Source organism: Sulfurimonas indica, from assembly GCF_009192995.1.
GTDB classification, from domain to species: domain Bacteria; phylum Campylobacterota; class Campylobacteria; order Campylobacterales; family Sulfurimonadaceae; genus Sulfurimonas; species Sulfurimonas indica.
Genome location: NZ_SDID01000011.1, coordinates 18,130 through 40,178 on the forward strand (window position 1 = coordinate 18,130; position 22,049 = coordinate 40,178).

The 22,049-nt window shown below is 37.5% G+C and carries 26 protein-coding genes; 7 read left to right on the forward strand and 19 right to left on the reverse strand.

The window, feature by feature from the left end:
- Positions 1-12: 12 nt before the first annotated feature.
- Complete coding sequence (locus tag ES948_RS06725; protein WP_152184185.1) at positions 13-258, reverse strand: HP0268 family nuclease; 246 nt, start codon at positions 256-258, stop codon at positions 13-15.
- A gap of 173 nt (positions 259-431) precedes the next feature.
- Here ES948_RS06725 and nusA point away from each other — a divergent pair, with 173 nt between their 5' ends.
- Positions 432-1,565 (forward strand): transcription termination factor NusA, encoded by a 1,134-nt coding sequence (gene nusA / locus ES948_RS06730; RefSeq protein WP_152184186.1) that lies wholly within the window; start codon positions 432-434, stop codon positions 1,563-1,565.
- A gap of 6 nt (positions 1,566-1,571) precedes the next feature.
- On the opposite strand, the gene ES948_RS06735 is transcribed toward nusA, so the two are convergent.
- The 6 genes from ES948_RS06735 to ES948_RS06760 all read right to left on the reverse strand — a co-directional run bounded on the left by ES948_RS06735 (position 1,572) and on the right by ES948_RS06760 (position 5,541).
- Positions 1,572-2,531 carry an ABC transporter permease gene (locus ES948_RS06735; RefSeq protein WP_152184187.1) on the reverse strand — a complete coding sequence of 320 codons (960 nt, stop codon included), beginning with the start codon at positions 2,529-2,531 and terminating at the stop codon, positions 1,572-1,574.
- Between the two features lie 7 nt (positions 2,532-2,538).
- Complete coding sequence (gene hepT, locus ES948_RS06740) at positions 2,539-2,946, reverse strand: type VII toxin-antitoxin system HepT family RNase toxin (protein ID WP_152184188.1); 408 nt, start codon at positions 2,944-2,946, stop codon at positions 2,539-2,541.
- Complete coding sequence (gene mntA, locus ES948_RS06745) at positions 2,936-3,310, reverse strand: type VII toxin-antitoxin system MntA family adenylyltransferase antitoxin (protein ID WP_152184189.1); 375 nt, start codon at positions 3,308-3,310, stop codon at positions 2,936-2,938. The genes hepT and mntA overlap by 11 nt, the downstream gene beginning before the upstream one ends.
- 35 nt (positions 3,311-3,345) lie before the next feature.
- Complete coding sequence (locus tag ES948_RS06750; protein ID WP_188109474.1) at positions 3,346-3,636, reverse strand: nucleotidyltransferase domain-containing protein; 291 nt, start codon at positions 3,634-3,636, stop codon at positions 3,346-3,348.
- A complete protein-coding gene (locus tag ES948_RS06755; RefSeq protein WP_152184191.1) occupies positions 3,633-4,115 on the reverse strand; it encodes a hypothetical protein in 483 nt (160 codons plus the stop codon). The genes ES948_RS06750 and ES948_RS06755 overlap by 4 nt, the downstream gene beginning before the upstream one ends.
- 112 nt (positions 4,116-4,227) lie before the next feature.
- On the reverse strand, positions 4,228-5,541 hold the full coding sequence (locus ES948_RS06760; RefSeq protein WP_152184192.1) for a hypothetical protein: 1,314 nt from the start codon (positions 5,539-5,541) through the stop codon (positions 4,228-4,230).
- Positions 5,542-5,648: 107 nt separating this feature from the next.
- Here ES948_RS06760 and ES948_RS06765 point away from each other — a divergent pair, with 107 nt between their 5' ends.
- Positions 5,649-6,074, forward strand: a complete 426-nt coding sequence (locus ES948_RS06765) for a hypothetical protein (RefSeq protein ID WP_152184193.1) — start codon at positions 5,649-5,651, stop codon at positions 6,072-6,074.
- Positions 6,075-6,083: 9 nt separating this feature from the next.
- Here the strand turns inward: ES948_RS06765 and fabI are convergent, their stop codons facing one another.
- From fabI to gap, 4 genes are all read right to left on the reverse strand, one after another.
- Positions 6,084-6,902 (reverse strand): enoyl-ACP reductase FabI, encoded by an 819-nt coding sequence (gene fabI, locus ES948_RS06770; RefSeq protein ID WP_152184194.1) that lies wholly within the window; start codon positions 6,900-6,902, stop codon positions 6,084-6,086.
- 138 nt (positions 6,903-7,040) lie between these two features.
- On the reverse strand, positions 7,041-7,757 hold the full coding sequence (locus ES948_RS06775; RefSeq protein ID WP_152184195.1) for a triose-phosphate isomerase: 717 nt from the start codon (positions 7,755-7,757) through the stop codon (positions 7,041-7,043).
- A 3-nt stretch (positions 7,758-7,760) separates the two neighbouring features.
- On the reverse strand, positions 7,761-8,969 hold the full coding sequence (locus ES948_RS06780; RefSeq protein WP_152184196.1) for a phosphoglycerate kinase: 1,209 nt from the start codon (positions 8,967-8,969) through the stop codon (positions 7,761-7,763).
- 9 nt (positions 8,970-8,978) lie between these two features.
- Positions 8,979-9,980, reverse strand: coding sequence for a type I glyceraldehyde-3-phosphate dehydrogenase (gene gap, locus ES948_RS06785; RefSeq protein ID WP_152184197.1), 1,002 nt, complete (start codon positions 9,978-9,980; stop codon positions 8,979-8,981).
- Positions 9,981-10,311: 331 nt separating this feature from the next.
- On the opposite strand from gap, the gene nadD reads away from it, so the two are divergent.
- Both nadD and rsfS read left to right on the forward strand, forming a co-directional pair.
- Positions 10,312-10,860: a nicotinate (nicotinamide) nucleotide adenylyltransferase gene (nadD, locus tag ES948_RS06790; protein ID WP_152184198.1), complete on the forward strand. Its 549-nt coding sequence runs from the start codon at positions 10,312-10,314 to the stop codon at positions 10,858-10,860.
- On the forward strand, positions 10,844-11,164 hold the full coding sequence (rsfS, locus tag ES948_RS06795; RefSeq protein ID WP_152184199.1) for a ribosome silencing factor: 321 nt from the start codon (positions 10,844-10,846) through the stop codon (positions 11,162-11,164). The genes nadD and rsfS overlap by 17 nt, the downstream gene beginning before the upstream one ends.
- On the opposite strand, the gene mltF is transcribed toward rsfS, so the two are convergent.
- The 5 genes from mltF to ES948_RS06820 are packed head-to-tail and all read right to left on the reverse strand — an operon-like array spanning position 11,161 to position 17,096.
- On the reverse strand, positions 11,161-12,699 hold the full coding sequence (gene mltF / locus ES948_RS06800; protein ID WP_152184200.1) for a membrane-bound lytic murein transglycosylase MltF: 1,539 nt from the start codon (positions 12,697-12,699) through the stop codon (positions 11,161-11,163). The two genes, rsfS and mltF, sit on opposite strands and share 4 nt — an antisense overlap.
- Positions 12,700-12,734: 35 nt before the next feature.
- A complete protein-coding gene (locus ES948_RS06805) occupies positions 12,735-14,012 on the reverse strand; it encodes an ArsS family sensor histidine kinase (protein WP_152184201.1) in 1,278 nt (425 codons plus the stop codon).
- A complete protein-coding gene (locus tag ES948_RS06810) occupies positions 14,012-14,674 on the reverse strand; it encodes a response regulator transcription factor (protein ID WP_152184202.1) in 663 nt (220 codons plus the stop codon). The genes ES948_RS06805 and ES948_RS06810 overlap by 1 nt, the downstream gene beginning before the upstream one ends.
- 53 nt (positions 14,675-14,727) lie before the next feature.
- The gene (gene feoB, locus ES948_RS06815) at positions 14,728-16,872 is read right to left on the reverse strand and encodes a ferrous iron transport protein B (RefSeq protein ID WP_152184203.1); all 2,145 of its coding nucleotides are present in this window, start codon (positions 16,870-16,872) and stop codon (positions 14,728-14,730) included.
- On the reverse strand, positions 16,869-17,096 hold the full coding sequence (locus ES948_RS06820; RefSeq protein WP_152184204.1) for a FeoA family protein: 228 nt from the start codon (positions 17,094-17,096) through the stop codon (positions 16,869-16,871). Before ES948_RS06820 ends, feoB begins: the two co-directional genes overlap by 4 nt.
- Positions 17,097-17,287: 191 nt before the next feature.
- Here ES948_RS06820 and ES948_RS06825 point away from each other — a divergent pair, with 191 nt between their 5' ends.
- Positions 17,288-17,845: a CDP-alcohol phosphatidyltransferase family protein gene (locus ES948_RS06825; protein WP_152184205.1), complete on the forward strand. Its 558-nt coding sequence runs from the start codon at positions 17,288-17,290 to the stop codon at positions 17,843-17,845.
- A gap of 2 nt (positions 17,846-17,847) precedes the next feature.
- Here ES948_RS06825 and ES948_RS06830 read toward each other — a convergent pair whose 3' ends face one another.
- Genes ES948_RS06830 through ES948_RS06840 form a run of 3 tightly spaced genes read right to left on the reverse strand, consistent with a single transcriptional unit; the run spans position 17,848 to position 19,704 of the window.
- Positions 17,848-18,234 carry a DoxX family protein gene (locus tag ES948_RS06830; RefSeq protein ID WP_152184206.1) on the reverse strand — a complete coding sequence of 129 codons (387 nt, stop codon included), beginning with the start codon at positions 18,232-18,234 and terminating at the stop codon, positions 17,848-17,850.
- Between the two features lie 3 nt (positions 18,235-18,237).
- Positions 18,238-18,432, reverse strand: coding sequence for a hypothetical protein (locus ES948_RS06835; RefSeq protein WP_152184207.1), 195 nt, complete (start codon positions 18,430-18,432; stop codon positions 18,238-18,240).
- On the reverse strand, positions 18,433-19,704 hold the full coding sequence (locus ES948_RS06840; protein WP_152184208.1) for a DNA recombination protein RmuC: 1,272 nt from the start codon (positions 19,702-19,704) through the stop codon (positions 18,433-18,435).
- Between the two features lie 328 nt (positions 19,705-20,032).
- On the opposite strand from ES948_RS06840, the gene ES948_RS06845 reads away from it, so the two are divergent.
- Positions 20,033-21,547, forward strand: coding sequence for a DEAD/DEAH box helicase (locus ES948_RS06845; RefSeq protein WP_152184209.1), 1,515 nt, complete (start codon positions 20,033-20,035; stop codon positions 21,545-21,547).
- Positions 21,548-21,623: 76 nt separating this feature from the next.
- A complete protein-coding gene (locus ES948_RS06850; RefSeq protein ID WP_152184210.1) occupies positions 21,624-22,007 on the forward strand; it encodes an HIT family protein in 384 nt (127 codons plus the stop codon).
- Positions 22,008-22,049 lie beyond the last annotated feature (42 nt).

Genomic DNA, 22,049 nt, shown 5'->3' on the forward strand with positions numbered 1-22,049 from the left:
AGATATTCCGTCTTAGCTCATTATGTGAACTTGGTACATATAGTCATTATCTGACAATCCGTACTTCACTTCACTCATGTAAAAACTTTTACCCTGCTCTTCAAAGTGATCTTGCAGTGCAAGTAAATCTTTGTGAGAATTTTCTCTGTCGAAGTAAAAAATCACACTCTCTTCTTTTGCAACTTTCTCTTCAATCTTTGCCAAATCAATCTTTTTTGGTTTCGCATCTAAATCTGTTCTAGCTAATTTTAAATCCATCTAGGTAGTTTCCTTTGCATTATTTTAAAAGTTTTGCATTATACTTAAATTCTACTAAAAAGCTGATTAAAGATGTTTTTAGCAGAATTTAAGTATAATACCTTACTTCAATAAGAAATCCCCCAAAGAATTATCATTGTTAGAAAGATTTCTTAAAATTTAAGGAAATAACTATGGAAAAAATATTAGACATTGCAGAAGCAATCGGTCATGAAAAAGGGCTCCAGCCGGAAAAAGTTTTAGAAGCTTTAAAGACTGCATTTATCCAGACCGCAAAAAGAGTCATCGATCCAAACTTTGCTTTTGAAGCAGTGGTAGATGAAGAGTCAAAAAATATAAAAATCGTTCAAACTATTACAGTTGTTGCAGATGATGATGAGAGACTGCAAGATGAAGAGAGTGCACCTGCATATATCTCAATCACTGATGCCAGAGAGTATGATGATCAAGTAGAGCTGGGTGACCAACTCCAAATTGATCATGACCTCGAAGATTATGGAAGAACTGCGGCATCAGGACTTCACCGTGAGATCGAGTATCACATCCAAAGACTTGTAGAAGATGAAGTCTATAACAAGTACAAATCAAAAGTAGGCACACTTGTAAGCGGGCGTGTGACACGTGTCGATGCACAAAATGCAACGTACATCGAAGTCGATGAGATTCGTGCAGTATTACCGATGAAAAGCCGTATCAAAGGTGAAATTTTTGAAGTGGGTGATCATATCAAAGCGGTTGTTCGCCGTGTAAATATGGACAAAGAGCATGGCATCTCAATCGAGCTCTCACGTACATCACCGAAGTTCTTAGAAGCACTTTTAGAGCTTGAAGTACCTGAAATCGCAGATGGTACTGTTATCATCGAAAAATCAGCTCGCATTCCGGGTGAGAGAGCAAAAGTAGCAGTACTCTCAACACATCCACAAGTTGATGCTGTTGGTGCTACTGTTGGTGTAAAAGGTGTACGTATCAACTCTGTAAGTGCAGAACTTATCGGTGAAAATATCGACTGTATCGAGTACACGAACATTCCTGAGCTTTTTGTCTCACGTGTCATGAGTCCGGCTATCATCTCTCACGTAGAGATTGTCAAAAATGAAGAAGGTGAGAATGAAAAAGCGATCATTACACTTCCATCTGACCAAAAAAGTAAAGCAATCGGAAAAAGCGGCATCAACATCCGTCTTGCATCTATGCTTACAGGCATGCAGATAGAGCTTATAGAGAGTGATGAAACAACCAATGAAAATGGTGAGATTGAAGAGAAAAAAGATGGAGTAGATGCACTTGAAGCACTCTTTAGCTAATAAGCACTAAGCCCTGTTCATATAAGGGTTTAGTTTTAAGAGCACTAGGTCTGCGAACATATTACCAAGCAGAGTTAGAAAGGCTGTTATCATCAGTATTCCCATAATGATGGGATAGTCGCGTGAGAGCGCCGAGATATAAAACAGCTGTCCCATCCCCTCAATACCAAAGATAGACTCCAAAATAACACTTCCACCAATAAGCCCCGGCAGAGAAAGCCCAAGCAGTGTAATGATAGGCGGCATAAGATTTGGCAAAATATAATAGCGCAGCAGTTTGGCTTGCGTGAGACCGCGTGAGCGTGCAAAGGTGTAATAATCACTTTTGAGTATCTCCAAGGTCAAAGAGCGTATGTAAATTATCATACTTCCCAGTCCTACAAATATCATTACCCCTATTGGCAGTATCAAGTGCCATGCCATATCAACAATATTCGCAAAACCCTCTTTTGCTTCTATGGAGTGTAGTCCTGCTATAGGAAAGAGGGATAGCTTGATGGAGAAAAAAATGATAAAAAGCAGTGCCAGATAAAAAGAAGGCATAGAAAAGGAGAAAAGTGAGAGCTGACGGATAATATAGTCAGCCCTCTTTTCGTAGTTAAGGGCTGCTTTTATACCAAGATAAAGTGAAAGAATAAAAACAGCAACAAGTGCAATAACATTCATCCAGAGTGTTACAGGCAAACGCTTTAATATCTCAGAACTTACATCCTGCCCACTGACAAAAGAGATACCGAAGTTGAGTGTCACTATATTTTTCATCCAGTCAAAATACTGCTGCAGCAGTGGTTTATCCAGTCCATAAACAGCTTTAAGTTTTGCTATAGCCTCCTTTGTCATATTTGGATTGAGCTCCCCTGCTCCAAAAAAAGAGTTTGGTGCTGAGTGAATTGCCAAAAAAGAGATGACAGATATCAAAAGAAGCATAAAAAATATGTAAGCAATTTTTTTTAAAAATAACACCATAACTCTGCTATAAACTTTTTCGTATATATTTGAGATATTCTCTTATATCGCTTAATTTTGCAAGTGTACTCTCACATATCTCTTTATAATCAACTCTTTCATAGTGATGTGCCAAAAAATTTCTAAAAGAAGCGATTTTAGCAAAATCATAAGCAAAATCAGCGGGGATAATATTATATTCTCCAAGTAAATCTATACTTTCATAATAACTGTTTGATTTTCTTAAATTTTTATATTTAATCATCATCTCCGCCAATGCAATTGAGCTGTCAGAGACAAGATAAAGATAGTGCAGCAGAGCACCCTGATATATTTTATCTCTCAAAAATCTCTCTTTACAATCACTTTTCAACTCTTCTAAAATCTTGAGTAGTTCTTCAATAGAAATAATTTTTTGCTCTATCTTATGCAACATCTAACATTCTTTTAAAAACTTTATAATCTTGTATCTCATGTTCTTTAGCGAGTTCAAAGAGTAGGCGTTCATCATTTTTTGCTTCTTTAAGGACAATACCTTCATTAAAAATATCTTCTAAAAGAGTGAAATTTTTGGCACTGTTTAGTATGATTAGATCGATATCTTTATGTAAATTTATTTCTAATTTATGGTGAATTTTTAATTTTGTATCAAAATGGTTGTATTGTTTTTTTAGATACACTGCGATGTCAATATCACTTCTAGCACTTTGCGTTTTTTTTGCATAAGAACCAAAAAGATATGCAAATTCTACCTCATCTATAGTTGCAATAATTTTTTGAATTTCATCTATTCTTACCATAAGATATTATAACATAAGTTCAAAACCAATTGGGATTACAGCTTAATCGAATTTTTTCGGATTTCATCACGCAAAAGTTTGTCTGTCGTACCCATAAGTACCAAATCTACATCGTAAAAAAAATCCATTTGCATCAAAGCAGTAAAAAATTTTGTCTTTTTTTTACGAAATTCATCTTTTGATAGGCTCATATCAAGAGCGATGTCTATATCTCCGCCTCGTTTTGTATCATCTACACGACTGCCAAAGAGGTAGATGTCAACATCACCAAATATTCTATGAACAGTTTGAGTAATCTTTTGTTTTACTTTCTCTGAGAGTCTCATCTGTAGCATCCATAAAAGTCCAGACTCTTTTTATAATAGTTTTCAAGTCTGGTAAAATTCTCTATGCAGTATCTCAAATCATCCAGTGCATCTTTTAGCTCCTGTGGATAATCATGTTCAAGCTCATTTCTTACCTCACGCAGCTCTATCCAATTCTCAATGCTGTCTATGATCTCCTCTTTTTCTATCAAAGAGAGTACCTCACTCATCTTACTAGTATGGACACCTGCTACCTCCAACAGAAGAGGAAATATTTTAGCACCCAGAAAATCCTGCAGTGATGCAAAACGTTTCAGGTAGGCATCTAAGATTGCGCGTTGTTGTGGGTTGAGAGTATTAAAAATAAAGGGCTCATAAATATTGTTATTTTCCTGCATCTCATCGATGAGTGTTTTATATTCAGAAAGAGCAATATAGTGCTTTTCAACTTTATCAAATCGTTTTTGTAAAATATTTTTCAGGGTATCTATTTTTGTCATAAAAGTATTATAACATAAGTTGGTTTTTTCAGGAGTTTGTGATTTTTATACTGGGAGGGGAAACTAGCTCCCTCTAGGGGAGATAGTTAAAGTTTCTAGTCTAATGTTTAGATTAGAAGTTTAATGTTAAGTATGCTTGGATAGTATTATAAGCTGAACCTTTTGTAGCTCCAACTTTAATGTTTTGATCATCAGCTTTTGTATAAATATATGCTAATTTCGCATCTAAAGGACCAAATGCTTTACCTGCCGTCACAGTAAGCTCTTTCATATCTGGACGTTCTGCTGTTCCGCCATTTTTATCTGAGTTCGTTTGTGTATAGTATGCACCTAAATCAATACCAGCAGCATTACCAGTTACAGTAACATTAAGAGCTGAAGTATCTGCACGAGTTACATAGCCATAATTCCACCAAGCTTCAGTATAAAGTTTAGTTTGAGCATTATTACCTAAAGTTGCAAGATTTTGTGCTGCACCAAGTCCGAAACCTGATTTTGTTTCTTTACCTGTTTGAGAGTAAGCAACACTTGCACTTAAAACATCTTTCATTTCATAACCAAGTTTGAATGCATATGCATCATTATCAGAATCAGCTGTAATTGCTAAATTATTACTCTTATTATAGTTGATTTGTGTATATTGTGCTCCAGCAGAAATACCTTCCATAGCTACATCAGCTTGTAACCAGAAACCATCAACATATTGTGGTGCATCATAATACCATGCTTGAACAGTTAATGGTTTTACAGAATTATTTACGATACCTGCTGCGAATGCTCCATTATAAAATTGAGAAAACGTACTACCATCATAACTTGCATCATTATTCTGAATTCTATTAGCTATTCCAACAGGTGCATTTGTCCCTGTACCATTTCCATTAAAAAGACTTGATCCATTAGAACCACCAACATAGGCACCTACTAAAGTAGTATCTGGAATATCTTGGTTAATTACTACAGCAGCTTCAAATGTATTTTCAACAATTGACCACGTCTCAGTAAATACTAATGGTGTGTCAAGTTTCATACGACCAATTTTACCTGTAGTGTTACCTACAGTTGCAGCAATCCATGCTTCATCAACAATCCAAGAATCAGAAACTAAATCTGTTCCTTCCCACACATTATTAACAAGTTGACCTTGCAGACCAAGTGTAGTCAATACAGTTGTATTTACACCAGCTGAGATATTTTTAGTTAAATCAGCAGTAATTCCAAGGCTCAATGCAGCTTGACCAGCAGATGAACCAGCATTAAACAAGCTATCAGAAGCAGTTGTTGTAACACTACTAATACCATCTGTTTTTGCATCATCAGTTGCATAGTAAAGTTTAGCATCACCACTAACTTTAACGTTATCGATAGCAAACGCACTTGAACCAATTAGTAGCGCTGCTACTAAACTCATTTTTGTAAATTTCATATATTCTCCTTATCCTTTTACAAATTTCAGAAGCAGTATAACATAATCTTTTCTTAACTTTACATAAATTTTACATTATTTATCTTTTTTTTGGCTATAATTCCCATATGAAACAACTAATTATAATATCAAACACACTCTTGTTAGCTTTTGTTCTGAGTTCCTGTGCTTCTTCTTCATCAAAAGTAGCACCGTCACAAAATTCTGCTTTAAACAGTATAAGTAATTCAAATGCAGGAAAAAAAGAGGGAGCAATGCAGAAATCCCTTGACTCTTGGCTCAAAGAGGATTGGGAGCCGACAATATCAAAAGACAAAAAGATTCAAAAGAAATATATGCAAGAGAAAAAAGGGAGGACAGCAGAGGGTTCAGTCAAGCAGACTCAAGAATCACACTTTGTTGATAAAGAGGATAGAAACTTTACTTTACAGGAGTATGTTGATAAAGCTTCTGCCTATATGAGAGCAAAACCAAATGATTATAACAGCTCTCATGTTAAGCAAGTCGAGTCACTTCCTGTTATAGGAAAGTAACTCTAGAGTCTATCTTGCATCCCATGCAAGAATAGTTTTACCCTCTTCATTTGTCTCAGCCATTGCCATACCCATAATGTTATAACCGTTATCTACATAGTGTGTCTCACCTGTTACACCAGAGCTTAAATCACTAAGAAGATACATAGCTGAATTTCCAACCTGTTCGATTGTTACATTTTTACGCAGTGGTGCATTTGTCTCATTCCATTTGAGTATCTGAGAAAAATCACCGATCCCTGCAGCTGCAAGCGTTTTGATAGGTCCAGCTGAAATTGCATTTACACGCTGACCTTTTTTCCCAAGGTCCACTGCCATATAACGCACAGTTGATTCTAGGGCTGCTTTAGCTACACCCATTACATTGTAGTTTACGATGTACTTTGGTCCACCAAGATATGATAATGTAAGGATTGATGCATCATCACTTAGTACTGGCTCTAAGCGGTTTGTCAGATCAATAAGAGAATATACAGAGATATCCATCGCAATTTGAAATGCCTGTTTTGTTGTTTTCATAAAAGGCTCAGAGAGTGCTTCTTTAGGAGCAAAAGCAACAGAGTGTACAAGAAAGTCAATCTTTCCGAAATCTTTTTCGATTTTTGCCGCTATACCTGCCATATGCTCTTCATTGCTAACATCAAGTTCATATACATGACTGCTTCCAAACTCTTTAGCAATCGGCTCTACTCTCTTTTTTAGTGCATCATTTAAATATGTAAATGCCATTTCAGCACCCTGCTCATGACATGCTTTTGCAATTCCATATGCGATTGATTTGTTATTTGCCAATCCTACGATAAGACCGCGTTTACCTTTCATTATCATCTCTTTTTTCTCCTTAATTTTATTTCATAAAATGAAGGGCACCCCTCCATCTATTTAGTACAGAAAAGGAAGTAATTCCTTTTCTTACGCTAACACTATGTTTCCCTCAGCGGGAAGCTCTCGCACTTTACGCTCTTATTATTTCATAAGATTTTGCTTTTCTAGTTCATCTGCATACTCTATCATTGTGCAGAAATGTTCAACATAGAGTGCTGCACTCCCGACTAAGATGCCATCTACATTATTCAGTGCCAAAACATCTTTTGCATTGGACACTTTTACACTGCCACCATACAATAGTGGTGCGTGAGATCTCTTTTTGAGCTCTGTATGAATATCTTCGATATCTTCGAGTGTTGGTGTAAGTCCGGTACCTATCGCCCAAACAGGCTCGTATGCGATAATGAGCTTCTCATACGATGTATCTATGCCTGCATATTGTGCAGAGATATAGTCCAGCATCTGCTCTTTACCAGCCTCACGCACATCTTTTGGCTCACCGACACAGTAAACTATCTTAAAACCCTCTTTCTTAAAGTAGTCAAATTTTTTAGCGATGAACTCTTGAGACTCACCTAAGATATGGCGTCTTTCACTATGACCGATAAGGATAGTTTTGATACCAAACTCACTGAGCTGCTCCAGACCAATTTCACCGGTAAAGGCACCATTTACTGTCGGATAAGCATTTTGAGTACCGACCTCGACTTTTGTAGAAAAACTGTCCAGTGATGAGATTGCAGGAAAAACCAAAACTTCTTGCTCGCTTTTTTGTGCACATTTCTCCAACTCTTCTATATAGAGAGCCGTATCATGGCGCGATAGGTTTGTTTTTAAATTCGCTGCAATTATCATCTCTTACTCCTCTTCGCTTTTTTCTACCATAAGCGGTTCAACACCAGGAAGTGTTTTACCTTCTAACAACTCTAACGATGCACCACCGCCTGTAGAGATAAAACTCATCTCATCATCAACACCTACACGCTGAACCAGGTCTGCAGTGTCACCACCACCAACAACAGTTGTAGCATAAGAGTCTGCTACAAAGTGTGCTATCTTAGAGCTTCCACGGGCAAATTTTTCCATCTCATAAACACCCATTGGACCGTTCCAAAGAACAGTCTGCACATCATTAAGACCCTCACGGTAAAGTCGTACAGTTGCAGGACCGATATCTAGTCCCATCCATCCATTTGGAATCTCTTGAGCCGTTACAATCTTACTAACCGCATCTTCAGAAAACTTTTCAGCTGCAATAACATCTACAGGAAGGTAAAACTTTACACCGAGTTTTTTTGCTTCATCCATGATATTTTGTGCCTCTTGTAAGAGTTCATCTTCAACCAAAGATGCCCCAATATCATAACCCATCTGTTTTAAAAATGTAAATGCCATCCCACCACCGATGAAGATTTTATCTACCTTTGGCAGTAGGTTAACAAGGGCTTCAAGTTTTCCAGACACTTTACTTCCACCAACGATGGCAGCAAAAGGACGCACAGGATTGTTAATAAGCTTTCCAAAGAAGGTGATCTCACGCTCTAGCAAAAATCCTGCAGCTTTGTGTTCATTATCAAAGAATTTTGTAATCCCATGAACAGAAGCATGTGCACGGTGACTGACACCAAAAGCATCATTGACATAGAACTCTGCCATAGAAGCAAGTTTGCGTGAGAGCTCTTTGTCATCTTTGGTCTCACCTGCTTCAAAACGCAGGTTTTCAAGTAAAAGTACTTCATGACGCGGCAATTCTTGTGCCATTTTGAGTGTTGCATCATCAACAACACCAGGAGCCAACTCTACATGACGTTTGAGGAGTTGCTGTAGTCTTCTTGCAACCGGTGCCAAAGAGTACTTCTCAACTACTTCACCTTTTGGACGACCAAGGTGAGAAGCAAGTATTACTGCACAATCTAGATCCAAACAGTAGTTAATCGTAGCAATGGCAGAGCGGATTCTTCTGTCATCAGAGATATTCCCAAACTCATCCATAGGGACATTAAAATCACAACGAATAAAAACTTTTTTATCTTTGAGGTCTAACTTTTTTAAGTGTAGTAGTTCCAAACTGCTTTCCTATTTTGAGATGTGTAGAGCCATGTCTAAAAGACGCATAGAGTAACCCCACTCATTGTCATACCATGCCATCACTTTTACCATATCACCACCGATTACCTGCGTGAGGTCCTCTGCAACGACTGAGCTGTACTCACAACCAACGAAGTCCTGTGATACTCTCATATCTTTATCTACAAGCAGAAGATTTTTAAGGCGACCTGCTGCTGCTTCATTGAATGCTGCATTTACTTCTTCTTTTGTAGTCCCTTTTCTTACAACGACATTTAAATCAACCATAGAAACATCCGGAGTCGGTACACGAACTGACTGACCATGAAGTTTTCCTTCAAGCTGAGGAAGTACAAGACTGATAGCCTTTGCAGCACCTGTAGTAGTTGGGATCATATTGATAGCACCTGCACGGGCACGGCGCTTATCTTTGCTGTGTTTTACATCAAGGATGTTTTGATCATTTGTATACGAGTGGATTGTAGTCATCAAACCTTTTTCAATTCCGAACGCATCATCAAGAACACGTGCAACAGGACCAAGACAATTTGTAGTACATGAAGCATTTGATACAATTTTTTGTCCGTCATACTTCTCTTCATTTACACCCATAACAAATGTTGGTGTGATTTTGTCTTTTGCAGGAGCAGAAAAAAGAACTTTTTGGACACCATTGTCAATATGAACCTGAGCGGACTCTTGTGTAAGAAATACACCCGTACACTCTAAAACCATATCTGCACCACAATCAGCAAAGCCGAGATTTTTCGGGTCTCTATCAGAAAATACTCTAATTTTCTCTCCATCTATGCTGATGTAGTTTTCATCTACCTGCTCTACTTCACTATCAAATGTTCCGTGAACTGAATCATTTTTAAGTAGATAAAGCATCATATCCATGCTAGCCATATCATTGATAGCTACAATCTCAACATCATCTCGCTTTGCTGCAATACGAGCAACACAACGACCTATTCTACCAAATCCGTTTATTGCAATTTTGAGTGCCATTCTATATCCTAATAGTAAAAAATTCAGTAATTTTATCCAAAATTAGTTATAATTCGTATTAAAGTACCTATCCAAAAATAAAATCAATTAACAGCGATAAGAAAAAGGTATAGATGCAAGGCAGATTTTTTGCAGCACTAGCTAGTCTAATGCAAAAAAATCTAACGAAGTCAGATGTACCTTTTTCTTATCGCCCGTAGGGAGGTTTAAAATGATACCTATTACTGCGTTAAAACCACTTGAAGCTACTAGTAGCTCCTGCGTAGTTTCACCTTGTACTAAGCATCATTTTAAGCCTCTGTTATTTGGTTTTATTTTTGGATAGGTACTTATGAAAACAATAGCACTTTATGGAGGTTCATTTGACCCTCCACATATCGCTCACGAAGCGATTGTAACAGCTTTAAGCAATCTAGATTTTTTAGATAAAATCATTGTAATGCCAACATATCTCAATCCATTTAAAGATAGTTTTACAACTCCGGCAGAGTTACGTCTAGAGTGGCTTAAAAAAATATTTTCAGAGTATGAAAATGTTGAGATAGATTCATACGAAGTAGATAAAAAGAAAAAAGTTCCTACTATTGAGAGTGTCAATCACCTGCTTAAAGAGTATGACAAGATCTATGTAGTAATTGGTGCGGACAACTTGTCCTCACTTCATAAATGGCATAAATATGATGAGCTTAAAGCCAAAGTCACTTTTATTGTCGCAACTCGTGATGATATAAAGATACCAAAAGATTTCATACAACTCAAAATTGATGAGGATATATCTTCTTCAGAATTGAGAAAGAATTTAGATATTTCAAAATTACCAAAAAAATGTGCACATGAGATTGCACAATATTATAAGGAACACAATGCAAACAAGAATTGAAAAGATTACAGAGACTTTAGATAAGAACAAAGCAGAAGCGATAGAGGTATTTGATCTGCGTGATAAAAACTATTTTGTTGATTATGCGATCATTGCATCATCACTTGGACAAAAACATACGATAGCACTGCTTGACCATCTCAAAAAAGCTCTCAAGCCTGCTGAGAATTTCAATAATGTTGATGAGAGTGGAGATTGGATTGTTGTTGATTTAGGTGATATCCTCATCCATATCATGACGCCAGAGTATAGAGTCAAATATGATATGGAAACATTTTTAAGTGAACTTGGAAACAACAACTAAGATTTTTTCTTTGTTGTTGTAGTCTTTTTCTTACTTTTTTTCTTTGTAGATTTCTTCTTTGAAACGCTCTTTTTCACACTTTTTTTCTTCTTAGTAAGCACTTTTTTCGCTGGCGAAGGATTCTCTTTCTCTAAAGCTTTCTCTTTTTCATACTTCTCTAAAATATCTTTATAGTTGTAAATCGCTTCTACATACTTCACAGGTTCTGCACCACGGGCATATCCATACTTCAAATTTCTGTAGTATCTTTTTTGAGAAAGCAGTGGCAGAACGATTTTCAGATCACTCCAGATATTATGATTGAGCCCCAGTTTTTTAGCAAGCTCACGAGCATCTTTGATATGCCCCATTCCTATGTTATACGCAGCCAGTGCAAATTTAAGTCTATTTTCACCCTCAACAGATTTTGGTACCAGTTTTATCATCTGATTGAGATGTCTTGTTCCACCTACAATACTCTGTTTTGGATCAAGTCTGTTTTTCACGCCTAAGATTTTTGCTGTTGTACGTGTAAGCATCATCAGTCCACGTACACCTGTGAAACTTTTTGCCCGTGGGTTCCAGTGTGACTCTTGATAAGAGACGGATGCCAGAAGCGTCCATGGAATTCCAAAACGTGTACCTGCTTCTTTGAAATACTTTTTATATTTTGGCAGTCTCGATTTTAACCGTTTATAGAACATCTTTGTATTGTAATAATCAAAAAAGAGGACATAGGAGTAGTAGTGATCTTTGAGCTCTGTAATTTTGCCTCGCTGATTAAAATCATTGAGCCATGCATACATATCTGCTTCGAGTTTTTTTGCATCTTTTGGCAACAGCCATGCAAGTTGTTCCCGTCCACTGATAGAAAAAGCAAGGGCAATTTCCGGAAAAAACTTCAAATTGAGTGCATAGATATTTGAATCTGCTACAGTACAGTCTATCTCATGTTTTGCAACCATCTCCAAAAGTTCTTCCGTTGAATACTCTGAACTTGTTGTAAAGTTGATATCAAAACCGTCTTCTTTGAGTTTTTTGAGTGTTTCACTGTAGCTGGTATCATCTCCTACCATAATTGTAAGACCCTCTAAGTCCTCCACATCTCTTGGAAATTTTGAACTGCCAAGCATGCCACGATTACAGATGACCTGTTCTTGCACTTCAAAATAGGATGGTCCAAAGTGATAAAGTTTTTCTCTGCTTGGTGTTTTTGCCAACGAAGCGGATGTGATATGAACATTTGGATTACTACTTAAACGTAGTGCCTCTTTGACCGTATGTGCGGGGATAATGTTGAGCTTTACACCCAAATGATCCGCATATGCTTTTAAGAGATCATATTCAAACCCCTGTGGTCCTTCATTTCCAATATAGTACGTAGAAGGGGCATTAAGCAAAACAACATTTAATCTCTTTTCTTGTTTAATTTTATCAAGCAATGATGATGTTTCAATTCGTTTACCCGGCATATATGCACTATGGCTTAACCAACCAAAAACAAAAAAAGAGAAAGCAAAAAAGATTGCTATACCAGTATAGAGGAGCTTATTCATTATACTAGTTTACACTAGAGTTCTTTTAAAATTCCTTATACGAAGATAAAGCGATTAACCCCATTCTCATATTCATGGGCAAGAACCTGTCCATGCGCTTTTAAGATTGAGTCAACTAGATAAAGACCCAATCCAAAGCTGTTCTTGGAAGGATTTTCTTTTGTAAAAGGTTCAATATAGTACTGCAGTGGGTGCTGCAGACACTCCCCTTTACTCTCAAAACAGAGTTCACCCTTTTCATTGATAAGAATTTTTATATGGGAATCTGTCGAGTATTTCATAGCATTGTCAATCATATTTTTAATAGCAGTTGTATAGAGCCTATAGTTTGCCTGTAGTTTAAAATCAGTCGGTACCTCAACGCTCACTCGCTCTCTCTCCACCATTGCCATATCAATAGCACCATCAATAATATCTACTAGACGGTACTCTGAAAAATCTTTTTTATCATCAAGACTTGTCACTTCTTCAATCATTGCAAACTCATTTACAAGAGTTTCCAAGCGTTTGAATATAGAGCTAAAACGCTCTTTTTGTTTCTCAGAATCTAACATCTGTGTAGCAATCGTACCTTTGGCGATAGGCGTCTTTAACTCATGCATCAAGTTACGCAAGAAGAGTGTGCGGGACTCTAGGATATTGTTGATTTTTCGTCGCGCATACTCAAGTTCATTGGCAACGGAGCCGATCTCATCTTCACTTCTTGTTTTAAAGGAGACATTCATATTTCCCTCTCCATAGAGGGCTATCTTTTTTCGCAATCGGATCAGTGGGCGTAGTTTTTGTAAAACCAGCACAAAAGAGAGACTGATAATAAGAAAAATAGTTGTATAGGTGTAAAGAATATTGATATAACTGTATGGTTTGAGGTCATTGTCTTTAATGAGAATATCTCCATTTGGTGTTTCAATGTAGAAGTAGATTTTTCGCTTATACTGTAACATCGTAGCGCGAAGGTTTGTAACCGTATTTTTCGTATACATCCCTTTTTCACTAATCATCAAAGAGGTGTTAAAACTTTTAAAACCTTCACGTTTTAAGATTTTACTTTTCGAGAGGATTTTATTTTTCTGCGTTTTTGCTTTAATGACTTCAAGATCATAAACGGCCAAATTGGCTTCAAGCATGATCTCGGAGCTTTGGCGTTGCTGATGCTCTCTGTATATCTGTGTAATTACTGTATATTTTGTAAAAATGTGATTGATATACTGTTGATAATTAAGTTTATAGAATTCCCAAAAGATCGCACTGACACTTACCAAAGAGACTGTCAGTGCAAAGAGTACAGTAATTAAAACAGCATGTTTTTTCATTATTTAAGAAGTTTGTATCCTACACCACGTACAGATTCTATGAGTGATTTGTCACCTAGTTTGTTTCGAATACGCCCTACCATTACATCGATACTTTTGTTTGAAGAGTCTTCATTTATCGCGTTTACATTGTGAATGAGGTCCTCACGTGAGACAACAAGTCCCTGCTTGCTTATCATATAAGAGAGTATTCCAAACTCTGCATTTGTCAGGTCAATATTACGCCCTTTGTATGTAATCGTCATTGTTGATTTATCGCATTTAAAATCACTTTTATTTTCCTCTTTTGCAGAGGTTTTTGCTTCATAACGACGCAATACTGAATGAATACGTGCTTCAAGCTCACGTGGATCGTAAGGTTTTGGTAGATAATCATCAGCACCCAGTTCAAGCGCTTTTATCTTATCTGTCACATCACTTCTTGCACTCGAGATAATAATAGGAATATCTTGACGCTCACGTATCGCTTCACATACTTCAAGCCCATCCATTCCAGGCAGTGTCAAGTCAAGTATTACCAGATCAAAAGGCTCCAGTTTTAAAATGCTCACTGCTTTAAACGGGTCATCTTCTGTTATTACTTTAAAGTCAAACTGTTCAAGATACTCCGTAAGTATCTCTGCAAGTTCTAAATCATCTTCAATCATCAATATTTTTTGCATTTTTCTTTTCCTTCTGGTTTATTCTAACAAGTATGAACTAATAATAAGTTAATTTAGCTAAATACGAGTGCGATTCTATAAGCAAAAAAAGCCAGCACATAAGCAACAATTGATGTAAAGATAAAGAGATAGACTGCATACCTCCAACTACCTGCCTCTTTGGCAAAGACTGTTGTTGCTGCCAGACACGGCAGATAGGTCATCACAACGACGATAAAGGCAACTGCCGAAGCAAAGGGAATATTTTGGCGGATATTATCCGCTAGTGATTTGGATGTCTCATCCACATCACCTCCGATTGAATAGAGCACTCCAAGTGTTGAAACCACAACCTCTTTTGCCGCAAGTCCGGTTTGCAGGGCAACATTCATCTTCCAGTCAAATCCAAGCGGAGCAAAAATCGGCTCTGTAAGTTTTCCTATTCTTCCCAAATAGCTTGACTCAAGCTCTTTTTGTGCAAGCTCATTTTCAAAATGAAGCTTCTCTTTTGCATCTACTGCTTTTTCAATCTTGGTGGCATAGAGTCTCTCAAGTGTCTCATTGTGCGGATAATTACTCAAAAACCAAACCAGCATGGCAGCACCGGCGATGAAAGTCCCCGCCTTTTTGAGATACATGATTGTCTGCGTAAGCACTGTGTGCCAGATAAGTTTGAGTGCCGGCAGGCGATACTTTGGCATCTCCATAACAAAAGGCTCATCGACACCTTTAAAGGCTGTCATCTTGAGCACTTTTGCAAGTATGAGTCCCAAAATTGCCCCAGATATATAGATAGTAAAAAGAACATTTCCAGCCATTGCTTCACCAAAGAAGGCTCCGGCAAAAAGAACATAGACAGGCAAACGCGCACCACAGGACATAAAACCGATGATAAAGAGCGTGAGCAGTCTGTCTCGGTCATTTTTTAAAATTCTAGCCGACATATATGCCGGAATTGAACAGCCAAAACCGGTAACCAGCGGGATAAAACTCTGTCCATGCAGACCAAATTTATGAAAAAATCCATCGAGCAAAAATGCCACACGGCTCATATATCCTGTCGTCTCAAGCAGTGCAATTCCGATAAAAAGAATAATAATATTTGGCGTAAAGAGCACAACTGCACCCACACCGCCGATGATGCCATCCACCACAAGTGAGCGGACATCATCATTGCTGATTGTTGGAGCTATAACATCCCCAAGCCATGTGAAAAATCCATCTATCCACTCCATCGGAATGTTACCTATTGTAAAGGTAAGCTGAAAAAGACTCCACATAAAAAAGAGAAAAATAGGGATGCCAAAGAGCGGATGGATTAAGATGTTGTCAATCTTCTCCGTGAGTGTTTTCTCCTCTTTTTTATCATTACTGTGGCGGACAACTTCTGTCACAATCCCACGGTTAAATGCTGCATACTCCTCGGCAAACGCCTCTTTGATATCATCCGTGTCATGGTGCAGTTCAATATGTTTGGATGCCTCAATTAAGATAGGCTGCAACTCTGTCCAGATCGGATCACCATGGAGTTTTTCATAAGTTTTTTTGTTGTTTTTTAGAAGATTGATGGCAATGTTTCTATAAGAATTTACCGCTTTGTATTTGTGCTTTTTGAGATAGGAGACGATAATCTCTATCTCCTCTTCCACCGCCTCACTAAAGATGAGTTTTGGCTCTTTCTTTGGTGCTGTGTATGTCTCTACTACAGTATCAATCAACTCCTCAATGCCTGTTTTTGCTGCGGCTGAGACCTTCACGCAAGAGATACCCAAAAGTTCAGACATATAAGTGGCATCAATTTCTATGCCTTCTTTCTCGGCCTCATCACTCATATTGAGTGCGATAACCATCTTTTTGCTCATTGTCAAAAGCTCAGAGGTGAGTTGGAGATTTTTTTCAAGATTTGTTGAGTCTACGACATTGATGATAATGTCATAATCTTCCGCACAGAGATAATCATGCGTGACCCGCTCTTCTATCGTGTAATCTGTAAATGCATAGGTCCCCGGCAGATCAACAACCGTAAAATGGTAATCTTTATAATCAAACAGTACCTCTGTCTTATCCACCGTTACACCGGAAAAATTTCCTACATGCAGGTGTGCGTTACTCACTGAATTGATAAGCATACTTTTACCGACATTAGGCTGACCTACAAGTGCAACCTTGATATGATTTGCGATAATAGGACAGGCTTTTGGATCAATATGTTCTTTCATACTTCCTCCACCTCTATAAGTTCCGCTTCTTGCGCTCTAAGTGCAATACGCATCTTCCCTATCTTAATCTCAATTGTTTTCTTTCCTGGAGCATGCTCTAAAACTTCAAGCTCAGCTCCTTTCATGACACCAAAAGAGATAAGACGCTGTTTTAAATTATATTCTGCATTTATTTTTTTTACTTTTACTTGACAGCCCTTATGGCAATTCAATAAATTATTCATTTTTACTCTTATACTCTTAATTGTATATTTCTACTCTTTAATGATAATAGAATCTTACTTACAATTCTCTTAATAATGATAAATATTATCATTATCTAATATTTGGACTTTTTTATTTTGAACTATTTTATCTGATTTTGCTATAATTCGACATTAATAGACTTCTTACATATTTTTAAGGACAATACTTTATGAAATTTTTATGGAAACCCTCTTCTCATTTCAATCTGGCAAACCTCTTTACTTTTGTAAATATTACCGCGGGACTTATGGCAACCTACTTCATCACGCAAAACAATTTTACTGTAGCCATCGTTCTTGCCTGGATTGGGGGTGCATTTGATATCTTTGATGGAAAAATCGCAAGAAAGTACAAACTCTCGAATGAATTTGGAGTGCAACTTGACAGTTTTGCAGACTTTTTAAGTTTTGTTCTTGTTCCTGTATTTCTGATTTTTCAAGCCTCGTATGCACCAAATCTAAATGGTTTTTGGCTTATCATTGCAGCAGTTGTAAGCATATACTATGTGATTTCCGGTCTTCGCCGTCTGATTCACTTTAATCTCAATGCAGATGCCGGAGAGGTAGAAAAATATTTCACAGGAGTACCAACACCACTTGGAGCAATCCTGTTGTGGCTAGTATACCTTTTAAATGCCTATGAAATTTTACCCTCCCTTGGTGTTATTCTCTTTATGTTGGCTATTGGTTGGAGTTTAAACTCAACCATTAAAGTAAGACATCCCTAGTCTTACTTTGAATTGACTGCGTACTTTCCGCTTCCAAGTAAAATCACTAAGATACTCATGATAAAAAAGAGCAGTGGCGTCTCCCAGGAGAGTCCGCCAAACTTAGAGGTACTGAGTGAAAATCCATATGCCAGATAGATCGCTACAAACATATTAAAGGCCAAAATACCGGAAGCTACTCGGGCATAGAGCCCTAGTATGATAAATATCGGTGCTATTAGCTCTCCGACATAGACTCCATAAACAAGAAAAGGTGGCAACCCACTTGAAAGAAGCAGTGCTTTTACCCCATCAATTCCGTGTATAAGTTTATGAATGCCGTGAAACAGTATTAAAACTCCCAGTGAAATTCTCAAAATCAGTTTTGCAATATCTGGCTGATACAACATCTTTTATCCTTCTCTTTTCATTCGGAACTTACAGCTTCCCACTGTTATCTCTTTACCATTTTTGATGGCCTCTTTGATATATGAGAGTGTACCTCTACTCTCAGCATCACCGATCTCTTCTTCAATGATTTTTAGCAGATCCTGCTCCTGCGTGAGCGTCCAGATTTTTTCATAATTGTAACGTGTTTCTATCTGCATCTACTCTTCCTCACTTTTTAATGGTAGCTCTTTTTTAGGTTTCAGTCCCAACTTTACAATGTTTTGTGCTCTTCGAATCACATTGCCTCGACCGGTGTGGAGTCTTGCTACTGCTGTATCGTAAGACTCTTGAGCACGACCAAGATGTGTGCCCACCTTTTGCAGTTCTTCAACAAAACCGACAAGTTTTTCAACCATAGCCTCTGCTTCTTTTGCTATCTGCTTTGCATGTTCTTCTTGGCGTTGTGTTCGCCAAATATGCTCAATTGTACGCAGAGTCACTAAAAGTGTAGAAGGTGAAACTACCAAGATATTGTTCTCATAGGCACGTTTAAAAAACTCACCGTCTTGTTCAAGTGCAAGTAAAAAAGCTCCCTCTATCGGCATAAACATCAAAACAAAGTCAAGAGTATTGATACCTTCAAGCCGCTCATACTTCTTCTCACTCAGCTCTTTGATGTGTGAAGCAATACTTGTCAAATGCTCTTTTAAATACTTTGGTTTTAGTTCCGGATTCTCTTCATTGACAAAACGCTCATATGCAGCAAGTGATACTTTAGAGTCAATGACAATATCACGCTCTTGCGGCATATGGATGATAACATCAGGACGATAGCTTTTGCCCTCCTCTGATTTGCGTGAGGCTTGGAGTTCATACTCAACACCCTCACGCAGACCGGATTGTTCTAAAATATTTTCTAAAACAAGTTCACCCCAGTTTCCTTGGGTTTTATTTTCTCCTTTGAGTGCCCGCGTGAGATTGAGGGCTTCCTCTGCAAGCTGTGCGTTCATCTCTTTTAAATGTTTGAGCTCATCTTTAAGCAGGTGTCTCTCTTTTAGCTCCACCTCAAACTGCGCACGTGCTTCTTTGGAAAAATTTGCTATCTGTTCACGGAAAGGTTTTAAAAGAAGCTCTAACTGTTCTTTATTAAGAGATGAAAACTGTTTTGACTTATCTTCAAAAATTTTGTTTGAGAGGTTCTTAAATTCACGTGAGAGCTCATCTTTTGCATTTTGTAAGAGTTTTATCTTCTCCTCTGCTGATTGCATCTGGCTCTCATATTTACTCTGCAGTACTGCATTTTGCAGCTGGAGTGTCTGGTTTTGCTCTTGCAGTTCTGCATATTCTAGCTCCATTGCTTCAAGCAACTGCTTACTTTCTCCTTTATATCTCTCTTTTTCACCTTTTTCTTTGAGATACAAAAAAAGACTAATAATAAAAAACAGTCCTAAAAGAGCAGTAGATATAAGATAGATATTGAGTTCTTGCATAGATACATCCAGTTTTTTTTATAGACTTCTTGTAAAACTCCTATATGTCGTATAGGAGTTTTACAAGAAGTCTAATTATACACAGAAAAGCTCTTTCCTGAATAAAATATGACAATATGCAAAATATCATAGCCGTTTTGTAGCAATCTAAACTTAACCCATTTAAAATATTTATAACTTTAATAAAAACTTAGAATAATTTCGCTATAATTTCGCCAATATTTTAAGGGGAAGATGCCCTGATAGACCTCGATAGATTTTCAAAAGTTAATGCAAGCGTCATCTCCTTATATATAACAGAGCATAAGGCTCTTATTAAAGGATATTGATGCAAGAGAATGCACAAACAAACGAAAACACAAATGAAGAAGTTATCACTTTTGATAGCTTAGGACTCAAACCAGAGATACTCAAAAGTATAAAATTCGCAGGATTTACTGCTCCTTCACCGATTCAGGCACAGGCTATTCCTGTAATACTTGCTGGCAAAGACATGGTTGGCCAAGCACACACTGGTACAGGTAAAACTGCTGCTTTTTCACTCCCAGCCCTTAACAACATGAAACTTGACGGTTCCGTTGAGCTTTTAGTGATCACTCCAACACGTGAGCTTGCAACACAAGTAAGTGACGAGATTTTCAAATACGGACGTAACTTAGGTGTAAAAACGGTTACTGTGTATGGTGGCAGCTCATATAAACGTCAACTTGATCTTATCGGTCGTGGTGCTTCTGTAGTTGTTGCGACACCAGGTCGTATGTTAGACATCCTTAAAAAAGGTATGCTGAACGACTTCAAACCAAGTATGGTTGTTTTAGATGAAGCTGATGAGATGCTTGACATGGGATTTTTGGATGATATCAATGAGATTTTCTCTTATCTTCCAACAGACCGCCAAACGCTACTTTTCTCAGCTACTATGCCACAACCTATCAAAACACTTGCAAGCAGAATTCTTCAAGACCCTGAGTTTATCTCTATTACAAAAGGTGAAACGACAAACTCTGATATTGAACAGTTATATTATGTAATTGATGAACATGAACGTGATGATGCTATCATTCGTCTTATGGACTCTGAAGAGACACAAAAATCGGTAGTTTTTTGTAGAACAAAATCTGAAGTTGATAGACTTTCAAACGTACTGAGTAATGCAGGTTACTTGGCAAACGGCCTTCATGGAGATATGGAACAGCGTCAGCGTGAGACAGTTATCAAAGGTTTTAAAAACAACTCAGTAAAAGTACTTGTTGCTACTGATGTTGCGGCACGTGGTATCCATGTGAACAATATCTCTCACGTATTTAACTACCATATTCCGTTTGATCCTGAGTCATATGTTCACCGTATTGGTAGAACCGGACGTGCTGGTACAAAAGGAAAAGCTATCACACTGCTTACTCCTTTAGAGTTTAAAGAGCTGCAACGTATCAAACAAAAAGTTGGTACTTCAATGGAACACGCTTTTGTTCCAAGTAAAAATGACCTGCGTGAGAGCACAGTTGAAAATATCGTCAATAACATTGAAAATCAAAAGATTTATGATGAAGCGCATAAAGTTCTTGACCGTTTAAAAGAAGATATCGATGAAGAGACAATTATGTTCAAACTCATCTCTATGATCTTAGACAAGCAAGATATCAAAGGACCAAGTAACATCGGTATTCCTGCTGATAAACTCAAAGCTATTCTAGAGAGAGCCGCAAAACGTAATGACTCACGCGGCCGTGGCGGAAGAAGCCGTGGCGGATACCGTGGAAGTAGAAACCGTTCAAGTGGAAATCGCGACAGAAATCGCAGTGGCGGTGGATATCGCGGTAACAGAAACAGACATAGAGACTAAAAAAAGTAAAAACTCTCATACCTTTTAAAATTTTGCTATAATTGAGATAACACAAAAAATAATAAGGTAAACTCTTATGCAATATCTTATATATGAAAACAGAGAGTTATATGTAGAGAAAGAAGATGCGGAGGTTCCTTGGTTAAAAATCTTTACCAAAGAGCCCTATAAAGAGCTCACAGAACTACCTGAAGCATTGCGAAAAAAACTCTGGAGAGTTTATGAAATCATCGAAAAAGAAATGCTTTCATACTACAAACCTACAAAAATCAATATGGCATCTTTTGCGAATATGCTTCCCCGTGTGCATATTCATGTCATGGCACGTTTCAAAGAAGACAGCTACTTTCCAAACCCTATGTGGGGAGAGAAGTTACGTAAAAGCAGTTTGGATCTTCCAAATGAAGAAGCGTTTCATAAAAAAGTGTTTGAAGCACTCAACAGAGAGTTTAGAAACTAAACTTACAATGCTCAATCAGAACAAAAATACTTCTTAGCTTTT